At 45.4% G+C, this 17,413-nt stretch carries 11 protein-coding genes; 8 read left to right on the top strand and 3 right to left on the bottom strand.

Annotation, left to right across the window (positions count from 1 at the left end; genetic code table 11):
* Positions 1–5: 5 nt before the first annotated feature.
* The 3 genes from BQ7394_RS24055 to BQ7394_RS24045 all read right to left on the bottom strand — a co-directional run bounded on the left by BQ7394_RS24055 (position 6) and on the right by BQ7394_RS24045 (position 5,118).
* Positions 6–3,353, bottom strand: coding sequence for a TonB-dependent receptor (locus BQ7394_RS24055; RefSeq protein WP_075559706.1), 3,348 nt, complete (start codon positions 3,351–3,353; stop codon positions 6–8).
* Between the two features lie 131 nt (positions 3,354–3,484).
* Positions 3,485–4,498 carry a FecR family protein gene (locus BQ7394_RS24050; protein ID WP_075559705.1) on the bottom strand — a complete coding sequence of 338 codons (1,014 nt, stop codon included), beginning with the start codon at positions 4,496–4,498 and terminating at the stop codon, positions 3,485–3,487.
* A 56-nt stretch (positions 4,499–4,554) separates the two neighbouring features.
* Positions 4,555–5,118 (bottom strand): RNA polymerase sigma-70 factor, encoded by a 564-nt coding sequence (locus tag BQ7394_RS24045; RefSeq protein ID WP_075559704.1) that lies wholly within the window; start codon positions 5,116–5,118, stop codon positions 4,555–4,557.
* Between the two features lie 130 nt (positions 5,119–5,248).
* On the opposite strand from BQ7394_RS24045, the gene BQ7394_RS24040 reads away from it, so the two are divergent.
* The 8 genes from BQ7394_RS24040 (at position 5,249) to BQ7394_RS24005 (ending at position 17,159) form a co-directional block, all read left to right on the top strand.
* A complete protein-coding gene (locus tag BQ7394_RS24040) occupies positions 5,249–6,460 on the top strand; it encodes an ROK family transcriptional regulator (RefSeq protein ID WP_075560226.1) in 1,212 nt (403 codons plus the stop codon).
* 216 nt (positions 6,461–6,676) lie between these two features.
* Positions 6,677–7,594, top strand: a complete 918-nt coding sequence (locus BQ7394_RS24035; protein ID WP_075559703.1) for a dihydrodipicolinate synthase family protein — start codon at positions 6,677–6,679, stop codon at positions 7,592–7,594.
* 6 nt (positions 7,595–7,600) lie between these two features.
* Complete coding sequence (locus BQ7394_RS24030) at positions 7,601–8,803, top strand: AGE family epimerase/isomerase (RefSeq protein ID WP_075559702.1); 1,203 nt, start codon at positions 7,601–7,603, stop codon at positions 8,801–8,803.
* Positions 8,804–8,852: 49 nt separating this feature from the next.
* A complete protein-coding gene (locus BQ7394_RS24025) occupies positions 8,853–10,097 on the top strand; it encodes an MFS transporter (protein WP_075559701.1) in 1,245 nt (414 codons plus the stop codon).
* A 99-nt stretch (positions 10,098–10,196) separates the two neighbouring features.
* Positions 10,197–11,819: a sialidase family protein gene (locus tag BQ7394_RS24020; protein ID WP_075559700.1), complete on the top strand. Its 1,623-nt coding sequence runs from the start codon at positions 10,197–10,199 to the stop codon at positions 11,817–11,819.
* 6 nt (positions 11,820–11,825) lie between these two features.
* Complete coding sequence (locus BQ7394_RS24015) at positions 11,826–13,835, top strand: family 20 glycosylhydrolase (protein WP_075559699.1); 2,010 nt, start codon at positions 11,826–11,828, stop codon at positions 13,833–13,835.
* A 15-nt stretch (positions 13,836–13,850) separates the two neighbouring features.
* The gene (locus tag BQ7394_RS24010) at positions 13,851–15,953 is read left to right on the top strand and encodes a GDSL-type esterase/lipase family protein (protein ID WP_075559698.1); all 2,103 of its coding nucleotides are present in this window, start codon (positions 13,851–13,853) and stop codon (positions 15,951–15,953) included.
* 3 nt (positions 15,954–15,956) lie between these two features.
* Positions 15,957–17,159, top strand: a complete 1,203-nt coding sequence (locus BQ7394_RS24005) for a cyclically-permuted mutarotase family protein (protein ID WP_075559697.1) — start codon at positions 15,957–15,959, stop codon at positions 17,157–17,159.
* Positions 17,160–17,413: the final 254 nt, after the last annotated feature.

Below are 17,413 nucleotides of genomic sequence, written 5' to 3'. Positions count from 1 at the left end.
ATGTATTAAAATTCTATATCTAAACCGAACCCATAATAAGTAAGCGTCGGATAGTTACGACCGCTATTACCGCCGATACCACCGATACCTCCCATATCACTACCAAATTCAGAAGATTCCGGATCGATAAATGAGTTTTTACAGAAAGTCAACGGGTTTTCCGTATTCACACTGACACGCAGTTTCTGAACACCAAATTTCTGAGTCAACGATTTGGGCAAAGTATATCCGACCTGAATATTCTTTACACGCAGATAAGCCGCATTTAATATATGATTATCACCAGCCAGGCTCCAATTGTTAGTAGCAGATGCAGAGCCAGGAGCTGTCAGGCGCGGCCAGCGGGCGTCCGGGTTAGTCGGCGTCCAGAAGTCCAATTGATGTTCATAAATACAATATGAATAGTTGCTATGGAATGGCTCCATTAACTCTCCGCGAAGGAACTGAGAACGTTTTCCAACACCCTGCAACATCAGGTTCAAGTCAAATCCTTTCCAGGCTAAACTGTAAGTAAAACCGAATGTGTAACGAGGAAATGCATTTCCTAATACGACACGGTCTTTCTCATTAATAACCTTATCGCCATTCTGATCGACATATTTCACATCTCCCGGCTGAACGGAACTACCAACAGGCAGTGCGCTGTTAGCAATTTCTTCATAGCTCTGGAACAAACCGTCGGTTTTATAACCATAATAAGATCCCAACGATTCGCCTTCACGGATCAGCTTGTATAACTCATCGAGTCCGTCGATACGTTCCTGACCGCCAAAATCAGTGACCTTATTCTTAGAGTCTGAAATATTGAAGTTAAAATTATGGTGAAAATCACCATGATTTAGCTTATAGTTGACTGTCAACTCCCAACCTTGGTTTTTCATTTCGCCCGCATTTTCCTTAGCAGTAGTTCCTCCATAAATGGTGGATACTTCGGGAGTCAACAGGATATTGGTCGTTTTTTTATTGAAATAATCGGCAGATACATACAAATTACCATTCAGGAAGGTAGCATCCACACCGATATTAAAGTTGGCTGACTTTTCCCAGGTTAATAAGGCGTTACCATCCGTAATCTTCGTACCGGCAATCGATGTGTTATTAAATACGAACTGATTGTTCTCTATCAAATAAACTGTCTGGTAGGAATAATTATCTACATTCTGGTTACCCAATACACCATAAGAAGCACGCAGTTTCAAATCGCCGATATTGCTCTTATAAGTATCCATAAAAGCTTCTTCCGACAAACGCCAGCCGGCAGAGAATGAAGGGAAGAACCCCCAACGCTGATCTTTAGCGAACTTGGAAGAACCGTCATAACGGAAAGAGACATCTCCGTAGTATTTATCCATATAGCTATAACCTACACGGCCGAATACGGATGTGATACTCGTTTGGTCTGTATCATTATTCGAGTTCTTATTTTCTTTATTCTGTACGGAGTCGTCTGTTGTCGGTAAACCCAGATCTTCGTCCGTATATTCCCAGGCGATACGGCTGGCCTGCTTCGTATATGATTCGTTAGAAGCACCGAACAAGGCTGTTACATGGTGAGCTTCCTTAAATGTACGGTCATAATTCAACAGGAACTGAGAACTGAGCGTATACCGTTTTTCATTATAGTCTTCCGTCATTGTATTAGAATGCATATACAATACCGGATTTGTCAGATCGGCAGACGAATATAAAGGCACTTTCTTATCACGGCGGTAACGATGATGTTGCGTGAGGTCCAAACCGATCAAACCGGTGGCTTTTAATCCTTCCATAATCTTGAAGTCGAGATTCATACTACCGATGAAGTTATCCTCGTCTTTCTTTTCATAACCGCCATCCTGCAACAATGCCAGCGGGTTGTCATCACCTACAATATCGTTTACCAGATATTTGTCGCCTTCCATGAATTTATAATAGTAATAAGAAGGTACACGGGAAGAGTTGATGATCGCATTACCAGTACCGCCGGCTACGGTGCGGTCCTTACGGCGGTTGTATGCCATCAGTGAAGTAAGTTTGAAGCGTCCGTATTCCGTACTTAAGTTCGTACGGAAGTTATAACGTTCCATGCCGAAATTACCCTTGAAGTTACTTTCCTGATTAAAGTAACTGGCCGATACCATATAAGTTGTATTCTCGCTACCGCCCGATACATTAATGTTGTAGTTCTGCTGAAGGCCTGTCAGGATGATCTGATCATACAGCCATTCTTCTTCGTCGCGGTGGTCATATAAGTCGCGAATAGCGGTCGGAGTGAATTGAGGGGCATTCCCAACATTCACATTTGCCTGGTTTCTCAACATAGCATTCTGCCAACCTTCTACCGGAGAGAACAAAATACGCGGGTCCTGCATACCGACCTGTCCGTTAAATGTGACTTGAGGTTTACCTCCCTTAGATCCTTTCTTGGTTGTGACAAGGATAACGCCATTCGCTGAACGTGAACCGTAGATAGCCGCACTACCGGCATCTTTCAGAATAGAGACATTCTCGATATCGTTCGGATTCAGATTATTCAGTGTAGAAGAGCTGGAGATCAAACCGTCGATAACGATCAACGGATCGTTATTACCCATTGTACTGACACCACGTATGTTGATATTCATACTGTTGTCATTCGGATTCATGTTCTTGCTCTGAATAACCAGGTTGGCTGACGCTCCCTGCAATGCCTGAGTAGCATTGGTTACAGGACGATTTTCAAAAATCTCACTGTTCACCTGGTCTACCGAACCGGTGATACTTTTACGTGAACGGGTTCCATAACCGACAACCACCACTTCGTCCAGCTTCTGGCTATCTTCTTTCAGGGTAATGCGGAAATCGTTCTTTCCTTTTAAAGAGATTTGCTGTGTCAGGAAACCTATATAAGAGATTTCCAGTGTTCCGTTTTCAGGAACTTGCAAGGTAAAGTTTCCGTCAAAGTCGGTCACGGTTCCGCTTGTAGTTCCTGAAACAACTACATTGGCACCGATAACAGGCAGGCCCGTTTCATCGATAATAACACCTTTTACGGTTTTTTCTTTCTGATCGACTGCATTTTTAGCAGGTGCGGAAATGACAACATAATCTCCTTTAATCGAATAAGTATAACCTGTATCAGCCAAGATCTGCTTTAATACATCCAATACTTCTACGTTCTTTTGATTCAGTTGTACCCTTTTGCTGACATCCAACTGCGTACCATTATAAGCAATTTTGTACTTGGATGAAGCTTCGATCTTCTGGAACGCTTCCTTTAGCGAAACTGTTCCTTCATTAAAGGAGACCTTTTGTGCATTGATCTGCAGACAACCTGCGATCAGGAAACACAGACAATAGGTTCCAATTCGTCTGGATTTGTGTTTATTCTTCATATGTAATTAAAAAAGTTAAACAATAACACGATTTTAAGTGCGTACTCATCTATAATGACAGATGGAAAAAACGTTGCACCCAATCGAAACTAAAACTTTTTTTAATTACATCGTAAAAAAATACTTTTTGCCTATTTCAGGAAGATATCTTTATTGTCAATCTGATATTCAAGTCCGGGAATTAACTCCTTCAAAAGCATGAATATATTTTCCAACGATTCATCCTTATTAAAATGTACCGTTATTTTATTATTATTATAAATAGATGTTTGCAAATGCACATTTACTCCGTATGTACGTTGCAAAATACGGATGATATCCGAAAAAGAGTAGTTGTCAAAGAATAAACCACCTTCGCGCCAATCGGAATAATCGGCAGAGACGACCTGTTTTATATCCGCTATTCCGGAGTCGATATTATATACCAACTGTTCATCGGGCACCAGATGATATACTTGTTTATCGTTATCCTGAAGACATACCCGTACGGAGCCTTCTTCAAGTGTCGTGGCAATCTGTTTTACCTCCGGATAAGCAAGAATATTAAAGCGCGTACCCAATACTTCCACATTCAGTGTGCGGGCTTTCACGATAAATGGTTGTTCCACATTTTTCTCTACCTCGAAATAACCTTCACCAGACAGATAAACATCACGTGTCTGTCCTATAAAGGTAGAAGGATAAATCAATACGCTACCGGAATTCAACCAAACCCGACTACTGTCCGGAAGAATGATCTGCTCACGTTTGCCTGCCGGAACGAAATGCTCGATCAGCGAAACATCCGCCACGGCATCTTTAACTATATTTGCCTGCCAATAAAAATAAACGGAAGAAGAAAGCATGATCAACGGTAAGAGCCATATAGCCGCCAGTTTCATCACAAATGACGTCGGCCGTAAAGATTTCCGCACAGGTTCCTTTTGTTCTGAGAAACCTAATTGTCTGCTTAATTGAGAAAAAGCCTGTTCTGAATGATTTTCGTTCATCTCCGGAAACCCAATAGTATCCCAGACCGACAGTAGCGCATCGTCTACCTCCGGCCTATCATCTCCCTTTGTCAGCCGTTGATGTACTTTCCTTATCGTCTCTTCCGAGAAGTCATGATGAAAGAAATAATCAACTATTTTTTTTATATAACTCATTCTGTCCTTAACATTATATTATAAAGACTCCTTTTGGGCATTTCGCCCCCAATATTTTAACACAAATAAAGTATCAATAGATATAATAAAACTTTTCTCAATTCTTTTAACGCCAAATTCAGGTGATTTTCAACTGTTTTCTTACTTAATTGTAATTTTTCGGCAATCTCCTGGTTGGACAATCCGATCTCACGGCTCAACTGATAGATCAATTTACGTTGTGGAGGCATGCTTTCTACCACCATATCGATCAAAAGTTGCAAATCCTTGGCAATTAAATCTTCATCCGGAGAGTCATTGGTCTCTTCTTCAAATGGTTTTTCTTTTAATCTTTCGATACGTATTTGTTGAGCTTCCAAAAAATTGAAAGTGGTATTCTTGGACAAGATGAACAGATAAGCGCCAAAGTTCTTCACATCGGCAAACTTATCCCGGTTTCCCCATACTTTAGAGAAAACTTCCTGGGCAATATCCTCTGCATCCTGCTCAGATTTAACCAAACCGTATACAAAACCACGGATCTTGGGATAATAGCGCATGAATAGTACCTGAAAAGCTTTCTGGCTTCCCAGGGTCAGTTCCTTCACTAATAGTTCCTCGTCGATCAGATTTGTTAGCATGACGGCAAATATACAAACACTAATGTTTAATCGGTGCAAACAACGACAATTTGTTTCAGTTAAATAGGCATATTTGAAATATATTTATTTACTTTTGTTGAAGAATAGCATATACAATAATAATACAGCCATGAATACAAAATTTCTTATCACAAATGATTGTACTCGTAGTGAACTTCTTAAAAAGAAAATCATACATTTCTATATTGCCAATGGGGATGCTACAATTGCGGAACTATGTAAAGAAATGGACTTAAGTATTCCGACTGTCACCAAACTGATCGGCGAATTACAAGACGATGGCTATATTCTGGATTTCGGTAAACAGGATACCAGCGGTGGCCGTAAACCGAATATTTACGGTTTAAATCCGGCTTCCGGCTATTTCGTAGGAGTTGACATCTACAAAAACAAAATCAACCTGGCAGCCGTAGATTTCAAAGGTGAAAAACTGAGGATAGAAGAGAATATTCCCTATTCACTCGAGAATACGCCGGCAGCACTTGAAGCATTATGCGAGAAAATCAATGTTTTTATCAATTCATTACCGGTAGAAAGAGAAAAGATACTGGCTGTCGGTGTCAATATATCGGGACGGGTAAAACCAGTATCCGGTTACAGTTACAGTATATTCTATTTTGATGAAAAACCGCTTTCCCTGATATTGGAAGAGCGCATAAAAATCAAAATCTATATCGAGAACGACACCCGTGCCATGTTATATGGTGAGTATATGCAGGGGATTGTAAAAGGTGAAAAGAACATCCTTTATATAAATATGAGCTGGGGATTGGGATTAGCCATATTTATTAATGGTGAACTATATTACGGCAAATCCGGTTTTTCAGGCGAATTCGGTCATTTCTGTTTCTTCAATAATGAGATATTGTGCCATTGCGGGAAGAAAGGATGTATCGAAACCGAAGCATCCGGTTCGGCCTTATATCGCAAGCTACTGGAAAAATACAGGGAGGGCAGCAGCACCATTCTTGCCAAGAAAATAGACAAGAACGAAGATATCACGATGGAAGATATGATTGAGGCTATCCAGAAAGAAGATGTCCTCTGTATCGAGATACTTGAAGAAATGGGGGTAAATCTGGGACAAGGCATTGCAGGTCTTATGAATATATTCAATCCGGAACTGGTCGTATTAGGAGGAACTCTCTCCTTAACCGGCGAATATCTCAGCCTTCCTATAAAAAGCGCCATACGCAAATACTCACTCAATCTGGTAAGCCAGGATACGGAAATTAAAATTTCCAAACTGGGTGAACGTGCCGGTGTACTGGGTGCCTGTTTATTATCGAGAAGTAAAATTTTAGGAATGATACGATATTAACTATCGGTCAAAAGAGAGACCAAAACCTTACTATTCATTACATCCTACTTACAAAGTCTTAAATTCCAGATAAAGACACCAATAAAGCTGTTTATATTATCATTGAGATATTAATAAATAATAACCTTAAGAAAACCACAATTATTAAATTATTTTATTTATATTTGCTGCATATTTAAAATATCACACATAATAACTACTAAAATACTACATCCCATGGAAAGAATTAAAGGTCTGATCGATGCCCCTTTTACTCCGTTTTATGAAAATGGAGAAGTGAACTACGAACCCATCGAAGCTTATGCAAAACTTCTTGTTAATAACGGATTAAAAGGAGTTTTTATTAACGGATCATCTGGCGAAGGCTATATGCTGAATGAAGAAGAACGCATGAAGCTGGCCGAAAGATGGGTGGAAGTTGCCCCGGAAGGATTCAAAGTAATCGTACATGTCGGAAGCACCTGTGTAAAGACAAGCCGAAACCTGGCTGCTCATGCCCAAAAGATTGGAGCGTGGGGTATCGGAGCAATGGCTTCTCCTTTCCCTAAAGTGAATCGCGTGGAAGAACTGGTAAAGTATTGCGAAGAAATTGCCTGCGGTGCACCGGAACTACCTTTCTATTATTATCATATCCCGGCATTCAACGGTGCATTCCTTTCTATGGTCGATTTCCTGAAAACAGTAGACGGACGGATTCCTAATTTCGCCGGTATTAAATATACGTATGAAAGCTTGTACGAATACAATCAGTGCCGGTTATATAAAGACGGTAAATTCGACATGCTACACGGACAGGACGAAACAATTCTGCCATGCCTGGCTATGGGGGGAGCCCAGGGCGGTATCGGAGGAACTACCAACTACAATGGAAAAGAATTGGTAGGCATTATCGAAGCATGGAAAGCCGGAGACCTGGAAACAGCCCGCGAAAAACAAAACTTCTCACAGGAAGTCATCAACGTGATCTGCCATTTCCGTGGAAATATCGTAGGGGGTAAACGCATCATGAAACTGATCGGTCTGGATCTTGGTAAAAACCGTACTCCGTTCCAGAATATGACAGATGCGGAAGAAGCTACAATGAAAGCAGAACTGGAAGCAATCAACTTCTTCGAAAGATGTAACAAATTCTAATGTAATATGGACGCAAAGACAAATATATCCCAGCCAACCGACTATCTCGGCTATTGGGGCAACGTCTACAAAAACGATTTCCTGAACGATATCATACCTTTCTGGTTGAAATATGGCATCGATAAGGAAAACGGCGGATATTTCACCTGTCTGGACAGGGACGGCTCCTTGATGGATTCAAACAAATCGGTTTGGTTCCAGGGACGATTCGCCTTTATACTGGCATACGCTTACAACAACATTGAAAAACGGGAAGAATGGTTACAGGCCTGTAAAAACGGTATTGACTTCATTGAGAAATACTGTTTTGACACAGACGGACGTATGTTTTATGAAGTAACGGCAACCGGTGTCCCGGTACGTAAAAGAAGATATGTATTCTCCGAAACATTTGCAGCCATTGCCATGGCTCAATACGCGATCGCTTCGGGTGATAAGAGTTATGCAGAGAAAGCTGTTAAACTGTTCAAGCAGGTTCTTTATTATAAAAATACACCGGGATTACTGGAACCCAAGTTCCGTGAAGGCTTTGTTGCCAAAGGACATTCCATTTGCATGATCCTGATCGATACGGCTGCCCGTATCCGCGAGGCGACCGATGATGAGATCCTCACCAAACAGATAGACGAATCCATCGCCGAGCTACGCCGGGATTTCATGAAACCGGAGTTCAAGACCATCCTCGAAACAGTAGGGCCGAACGGTGAATTTATCGATTCGATCCCCGGCCGTACAATCAATCCGGGCCATTCCATCGAAACAGCCTGGTTCATTCTGGAAGAAGCCAAATACCGGAACTGGGATCCCGAACTGAAAGAGATGGGACTGACCATCCTCAACTGGGCGTGGGAATGGGGCTGGGATAAAACATATGGCGGAATCTCTTATTTCAAAGATTGCAAGAACCTGCCTCAGCAGGAATACTGGCACGATATGAAATTCTGGTGGCCCCAATGCGAAGCCATTATCGCCACATTGTATGCCTATGAAGCCACCGGCGACAGTAAATATCTGGAAATGCACCGGATGATCAACGAATATACCTATGCCCGCTTTCCGGACAGGGAGTATGGCGAATGGTATGGCTATTTCCACTACGACGGAACTCTCTCCCAGCCAGCCAAAGGCAATATGTACAAAGGCCCGTTCCACATCCCCCGGATGCTTCTGAAATGTAACTTGCTTTGCCAAGAAATTCTTTCAAAATAATATGAACAGCCTAACCAAACTTTGTTTTCACCTTATAAAATAGAACGAAATGAATAATAAAAAGATATATCCCTGGGTCGTTGTCGGTCTGTTATGGGGAGTAGCTCTACTGAACTATATGGACCGGCAGATGCTCTCCACCATGAAAGATGCGATGATGATCGACATCACCGAACTGGAATCGGCAGCCAACTTCGGTCGTCTGATGGCCGTATTCCTCTGGATTTACGGATTCATGAGCCCTGTAGCAGGTATGATTGCCGACAGGGTAAACCGCAAATGGCTGATCGTTGGTAGTTTATTCGTCTGGTCGTTTGTTACACTGATGATGGGCTACTGTACCACATTCAACCAGATTTATTTCCTGCGTGCCTTGATGGGAGTAAGTGAAGCTTTGTATATCCCTGCCGGATTATCTTTGATTACCGACTATCACCAGGGAAAAACCCGTTCACTGGCAGTGGGTATCCACATGACCGGTCTTTACACCGGCCAGGCTCTCGGAGGCTTCGGAGCCACGGTAGCAAGCGCTTTCACCTGGGAAACGACTTTCCACTGGTTCGGTATTGTCGGAATCGCCTACAGTGTCATCCTGATCCTGTTTCTGAAAGACAAGAAAGACCATATCGTTCATAAGATCAAAGAAGTCGGTGCAGCCGTCGAGAATCCGGTCAAAGGAGCCCTCAAAGGGATGGGGATGCTGTTTACCAATATATCATTCTGGATCATCCTGCTTTATTTTGCAACTCCCAGCTTGCCGGGTTGGGCAACGAAAAACTGGCTGCCGACCCTGTTCTCGGAAAACTTATCCATAGATATGTCGGAAGCCGGACCACTGTCGACCATCACGATCGCTTTGTCATCGTTTATCGGTGTTATCGTCGGTGGCATCCTGTCAGACAAATGGATACAGACGAATGTACGTGGTCGTGTCTATACCGGAGCAATCGGACTGGCTTTGACCATTCCATCGCTATTATTGCTCGGTTTCGGACATAACTTCCCAATGATTGTAGGAGGCGGACTTTGCTTCGGCGTCGGTTTCGGTATCTTTGATGCAAACAACATGCCGATCCTCTGCCAGTTCATTTCTCCCCGCTATCGTGCCACAGCTTACGGTATCATGAACATGACGGGAGTATTTGCCGGAGCTGCCATCACGGATCTACTGGGCAGATCGACGGATGCCGGAAATCTGGGACATGATTTTGCCATGCTGGCAGGTCTTGTAGCCATTGCTTTGCTGATCCAGATATGTTTCCTTCGTCCGAAAGTGGCAAATATGACGGATTAACAATAAGAATATCAATAAAAAGCTCCAAAGGTAATCGTATTCATGCCCTGAATTTATTACCTTTGGAATCAGCATTAACTAATTTACAGAACAAATATCATGAAAAAAAGCATCTTTTATCTCTGTCTTCTATTCATCGTGCAAACCGCCATTGCTGCAGACAGCCTGTATGTCAGGGAGCAGCAAATCCCGATTCTGATCGATCGTACAGACAATGTGCTGTTGGAAATGCGTATTCCTGCACAGAAAGGGGATGTCTTAAATAAACTGACTCTTCAATTCGGTAATGAAACAAATACATCCGACATAAAAGCAGTCCGGTTGTTCTATAGCGGAACGGAAGCACCCGCCAGGGAAGGAACCCATTTCAATCCGGTGACTTACGTTACGAGTTTCACCCCCGGAAAAACACGGGCAGCCAATCTTTCCTATTCCGTCAAACAGGATGAAATAACAACTCCGGGAAACACCATCACATTGGCATCCAAACAACCGATGGTAAAAGGTACGAACTATTACTGGGTAAGTATTGAAATGAAACCGGAAACATCTCTGCTGTCGAGAGTTTCTTTCACCCTGCCGGAAGCAATCATCAACAACAAACCGATGGAAATCACCTGGAGCGGCAAAGCAGAAGCTCCCCGTCGCGTAGGTGTAGGCGTACGCCAGGCAGGTGATGACGGTTCTGCAGCATTCCGTATCCCAGGGTTGGTGACAACAAACAACGGCACTCTTCTGGGTGTTTATGATATCCGCTACAACAGCAGCGTAGACTTGCAGGAAATGGTCGACATAGGTGTAAGCCGCAGTACCGACAAAGGACAGACCTGGGAACCGATGCGTGTTGCCATGACCTTCGGTGAAACCGGCGGTTTGCCTCATGCACAGAACGGTGTGGGCGATCCTTCCATTCTGGTCGATGAGAAGACAAACACGGTCTGGATCGTTGCCGCCTGGACGCATGGCATGGGTAACGGACGCGCCTGGTGGAACTCCATGCCGGGCATGACTCCCGATGAAACCGCCCAATTAATGCTGGTAAAGAGTGAAGACGACGGCAAGACCTGGAGCGAACCGATCAACATCACCTCACAGGTAAAAGATCCTTCCTGGTACTTCCTGTTGCAGGGTCCCGGTCGAGGTATCACCATGCAGGACGGTACATTGGTTTTCCCGATCCAGTTCATCGACGCTACCCGTGTCCCGAACGCCGGAATCATGTACAGTAAAGACCGCGGAGCAACCTGGCATCTGCATAACCTGGCACGTACCAATACGACCGAAGCCCAGGTGGCAGAAGTCGAACCGGGTGTACTCATGCTGAATATGCGTGACAACCGGGGAGGCAGCCGTGCCGTGGCAACCACCAAAGACCTCGGAAAAACATGGACGGAACATCCTTCCAGCCGCAGTGCGCTTCCCGAGCCGGTATGTATGGCCAGCCTTATCAAAGTGGATGCCAAAGACAATATCACCGGAAAGAAACTGCTGTTGTTCTCCAACCCGAACACAACCAAGGGGCGTAATCATATTACGATCAAAGCCAGCCTGGACGGCGGTCTGACATGGCCTGCCGAACATCAGGTATTGCTGGATGAAGCAGATAACTGGGGTTACAGTTGCTTGTCTATGATCGACAAGGAAACGGTAGGAATCTTCTACGAGTCAAGTGTTGCACATATGACTTTCCAGGCCATCAAGATAACCGACCTGATTAAATAAAGAAGGATGAAGCAAAAACTGTTCATAACATTTATACTATGTTTATGGCTACCGGCGGTCTATGCTGACGGTAGCCTGAACTTACTTCCCCGGCCGCAGCAGGTGGATTGGATGAAACAGACCTTCTCCGGTAAGGAGATTTCCCTCTCGCTGGACGGCAACACCGAACAAATGGTTACCGACTGGCTGCAGGAAAGCAATATCGGCATAAATCCTGCCAGCAGGAAAGTGTTTCGGGTAACTCTTACCGACAACTTTCCGGAAGCAAAAATAAATCCGGAGGAAGCCTACAAACTACAGGTTTCATCGCAGGGAATCTCCATCGAAGCAACCACCGAACAGGGAGTGTATTGGGCTATCCAAACGCTCCGCCAGCTGACGGAGAAAAAGGGTGACAAATCCTATATCACAGGATGCACCATTACAGACTGGCCCGCTTTCCGTATCCGCGGATTTATGCAGGACGTAGGCCGTTCGTATATCTCGATGGAAGAACTGAAACGCGAAATAGCCAAACTATCACAATATAAGATCAACGTATTCCACTGGCACCTCACGGAGAATCAGTCCTGGCGCCTGGAAAGTAAAATCTTCCCGATGCTCAACGACAGTATCCATACGACTCGTATGCCGGGCAAATACTACACATTGGAAGAAGCCAAAGAACTGGTCGAGTTCTGTAAGCAACATCAGGTATTACTCATTCCCGAATTTGATATGCCGGGACACAGTGCCGCTTTCATCAGCACCTTCCGCCACGACATGCAAAGTCCGGAAGGCATGAAAATACTGAAACTGCTGATTGAAGAAGTGTGCGAGACATTCGATGTGCCGTACCTGCATATCGGAACCGACGAAGTGAAATTCACCAACCCGCAATTCGTTCCCGAAATGGTTGCTTTCGTACGGTCAAAAGGCAAAAAAGTAATCTCCTGGAATCCGGGATGGCACTATCAGCCGGGAGAGATCGACATGATCCATATGTGGAGTTACCGGGGTAAGCTACAGGAAGGAATCCCCGCCATAGACTCACGTTTCCATTATCTGAACCATTTCGATACTTTTACCGATCTGCGCGGATTGTTCATGAGCAATATCTACCATCATACCGAAAGCAGCGACGATATGGCAGGTGTGATCCTGGCTGTCTGGAACGACCGCCTGGTACAACCGGAAGAGAAAATCATCAACGAAAACTATCTGTATCCGAACATGCTGACCATTGCCGAACGTTCCTGGAGAGGGGGCGGCTATGAATACTTCGATAAATACGGCACGAATATGCCTCCGGAAAGCAGCGAGGAATACAAAGCATTTGCAGAATTTGAACAGCGTCTGCTCTGGCATAAAGAACATCATTTCAAAGGCTATCCGTTCCCGTACGTTAAACAGACAGGCATCCGCTGGCGCATCACCGATGCTTTCCCGAATAACGGAAACAGGAGTAGCATATTCCCTCCGGAAACCGAATTGAAAGACAGTTATACGTACGAAGGAAAGACCTACGGCACCAACGACACCGAAGGAGCCGGAATCTATCTGCGCCATGTATGGGGCAACACAATACCCTGCTTCTATAAAGATCCGCAGGAAAACCATACCGCCTATGCCTGGACCTGGGTGTACTCTCCCAAAGACCAGGAAGCCGGTGCCTGGATCGAGTTCCAGAACTACGGACGCTCGGAAATGGACCTCACCCCGCCTCAGGGACAATGGGACTATAAAGGGAGCCGTATATGGCTGAACGACGAAGAGATACTGCCTCCTGTATGGACAGCTACCCACAAGGAGAAATCGAATGAAGTTCCGCTGGGGAACGAGAACTGTGTAGGCCGTGAACCGACGAAAGTCCATCTGCAAAAGGGATGGAACAAAGTGTTTATGAAACTGCCTGTAGGGGAATTTCGTCTGCCGGAAGTACGGCTCGTCAAGTGGATGTTCACCTTCGCACTCGTTACGCCGGACGGAGAAAAAGCAGTGGACGGACTGATCTACTCGCCGGATAAGAAAAGATAAACAGATCATCATACAATGAAAAAAACTCTTTTATTACTATGCTTGTTACTCTGCACGACCGCCTATGCTCAGAAAAAGATCAAGGTGGCTTGTGTAGGTAACAGTGTAACCTACGGTGTAGGCATAGACAACCGGGAAGTAAACTCGTATCCGGCACAATTACAGCGTATGCTGGGAGAGGATTACGAAGTAATGAACTTTGGAAAAAGCGGTGCCACCTTACTGAACAAAGGCCATCGTCCGTACTGCGAACAAGAAGAATATAAAGCAGCTCTCGACTTTGCCGGAGACCTGGTTGTCGTCCATCTCGGACTCAACGACACCGATCCGCGCAACTGGCCGAATTACCGGGATAACTTTGTCACGGATTATCTTTCCCTGATCGAATCGTTCCGGAAAGTAAATCCGGCATGCAAAATATGGATCTGCCGGATGACACCGATCTCTCATCGCCATCCACGCTTCAAGTCGGGTACACGCGACTGGTACTGGATGGAACAGGCGACGATCGAAGAAATAGCCAGTCTGGGAAATACCGGATTGATCGATCTCCAGGCAGGACTTTATAACCGTCCGGATCTCTTGCCCGATGCCCTGCACCCGACAACCGAAGGGGCAGGTATCCTGGCAAAGACGATCTACCGGGAACTGACCGGTAATTACGGAGGATTGCAAATGCCCGTCACTTACTCGGACAATATGGTCCTGCAGCGGGAAAAACCGTTGCCCGTAACCGGTATTGCCAATGCCGGTCAAAAGGTAACAGTTCAAATAGCCGGTCAGAAAAAGGAAGCGGTGACAGCCCCGAACGGTAAATGGTCTGTTACCCTCGAACCGCTCCGGGCCGGAGGTCCTTATGAGCTGACGATAGAGGCTTCTTCCGATAAAAAGGGCAAAAAGAAAGCGGGCGATTCACAAAAGATCGTCTACAAAAATGTCTTAATCGGCGAAGTATGGCTCTGTTCCGGCCAGTCGAACATGGCTTTCCGGGTGAATGAACTGGTCTCTTTGCAACACAAGGAACTGACTGAATATGCCGGTAAACAACCACAAATACGTCTTTTCAATATGGAGCCACGCTGGTTCACAAATGCGGTGGAATGGGATGAAGCAGTCATGGATTCTCTCAACCGCCTGCAATATTACCACGACACACAATGGACGGTATGCAACGAACAGACAGCCGATAAGTTCTCCGCCGTAGCTTTCTCCTTCGGACGAATGTTGTCAGACAGCCTGAAGGTTCCGGTCGGACTCATACTGAATGCTGTCGGAGGTTCGGGAACCGAAGCATGGATAGACCGGAAAACACTGGAGTTCGATTTCACCGATATCCTGTATAACTGGACACAAAACGACTTTATCCAGGACTGGGTACGCGGCCGTGCCGCCCTCAACATAAAGAAATCGACCAACAAACAACAACGGCATCCGTACGAACCCTGTTACCTGTATGAGACAGGCATCGAGCCGTTACGGCAATATCCGATCAGAGGAATCATCTGGTATCAGGGTGAATCGAATGCACAGAATATGGAGACACACGAACGCCTGTTCCCATTGCTGGTGAATAGCTGGCGGGAGAACTGGCAGGAAGAACTACCGTTCTACTATGTTCAATTATCCAGTATCAACCGTCCGAGCTGGACCTGGTTCCGTGACAGCCAGCGCCGGATGATGCAGGCAATCCCGAATTGCGGAATGGCGGTAAGCAGCGACCGGGGCGACTCATTGAATGTACATCCACGATATAAACGTGAGATAGGGGAACGCCTGGCACGTTGGGCTTTAAACCGAACCTACGGACATCGGCTCACTCCGTCAGGCCCGCTCTTCCGTTCGGTTGAGTTCAAGGACGGTGCCGCCTATATCACCTTTGATTATGCGGAGGGCTTGCATACTTCCGACGGACAGCCGGTACGAACCTTTGAAATAGCTGAGTACGACGGATTATTTGTTCCGGCAGAAGCTGAAATTGTCGATGGAAAGGTCAAAGTCCGGAGCGATAAGATCGCCCGCCCCCAATTAGTCCGCTACGGATGGCAGCCTTTCACCCGTGCCAATCTGGTGAACGGGGACGAACTTCCCGCTTCCACATTCAGAACAGAAACAAAATAGGATATGTACAACAAAACAATATTAACCGGATGGCTGCTCCTGCTGCTCTTTTCGTTGGCAGGATGCAACCATTCCGTATCTAAACCGAATGAGATCATGATCGACTGGAGCAAATTACCCGACCTGCCCGGAATGGCAGACACCGCATCACTGGGAGTATCGGCCCCGTTTGCCGGCATAAGTAACGGAATATTGTTGGTTGCCGGAGGCTGCAACTTTCCCGATAAGCCCGTCACAGAAGGAGGGGCTAAAAAATATTACAGCGATATATTCGCCCTCGACCTTTCCAACCAAACTACCGGATGGAAGAAAGCAGGCAATCTGCCTTTTCCGGTAGCCTACGGAGCATCTGTCACCACCCCCGAAGGAGTGGTCTGCATCGGCGGGAACAACAGCGATACGTTCTTTCCGGATGTATACCTGTTATCATGGAATACCAACGATGAAAAGGCGGTTATTACCCAATTGGCTTCGCTTCCCGCATCTATGGATAACCTTTCTGCCGCCTACACCGATCGTACGATTTATGTAGCCGGAGGAAACAGCAATATGGCTCCCAGTAACACTTTCCTCTCCATGAGGCTAACAGCAGGAAGCAACTGGACCAGCCTTCCTGATTTTCCGGGAGCAGTCCGCGTCCAGCCTGTTTTAGCAGCTCAAAAGGCAGAAGACGGTGTACGTATTTATTTAGCCGGCGGTTTCCAGCCCATTCAAGGCGATATGGAAGCAATCGTCCCGGCAGATATCCTTAGCTTTCATCCGGCAACAAACACATGGGAAACGGAAGGAGAATTGCCTTTATTCGAAGATGGCACACATCGCACCTTCACCGGAGGTTGTGCAGTCCCTTATGGCGACAGTTCGATCCTGCTGCTGGGTGGTGTCAACTACGACCGTTTCCTTGCCGCCGTCAACCGCCCGAAGCTGATCGAGGCAGCCGAAGCCAAAGGAGACACGACTTTGGTCAATATGTTACAGGAGGAAGGCAAAGCCTATATGCACCATCCGGTGGAATGGTACAAATCCAACACGGCTTTGTTGCAATACAACACATTCACTAAAGAATGGACCGATCTGGGCGATTACGAGCAATTAGCCCGTGCCGGAGCAGGAGCCATACTCAAAAGCGACAGCCTCATCATCGTCAACGGCGAATTAAAGCCGGGTATCCGTACCCCACAGGTCAACCTGGCCATCATAAAATAAACGCTTTCTACATAAAGTTTCAGAAAAGTATTTGTCATTTGCAATATTCCGATATAGCACACAATCATTCAAGGGATAAGGGCATGACAAATACTTTTTTTATTTGCAATGGCGTTTGTCATCTGTCATAATATACACAAAGTTTTTAAAAAGTATCTGTCATCTGTCACATCGCAATGTAACAAGCAGGTTTACAGGTAGTAAAATATGGCAGACGTTTCTTTTTATCTGCAACTGCATCTGCCATCTGTCAC

Origin of the sequence: Parabacteroides timonensis (assembly GCF_900128505.1) — a bacterium.
In the GTDB taxonomy this organism is placed as follows: Bacteria; Bacteroidota; Bacteroidia; order Bacteroidales; family Tannerellaceae; genus Parabacteroides; species Parabacteroides timonensis.
The sequence above is the reverse complement of the archived record's forward strand: the minus strand, read 5'-3'. Positions and strand labels throughout refer to the sequence as shown.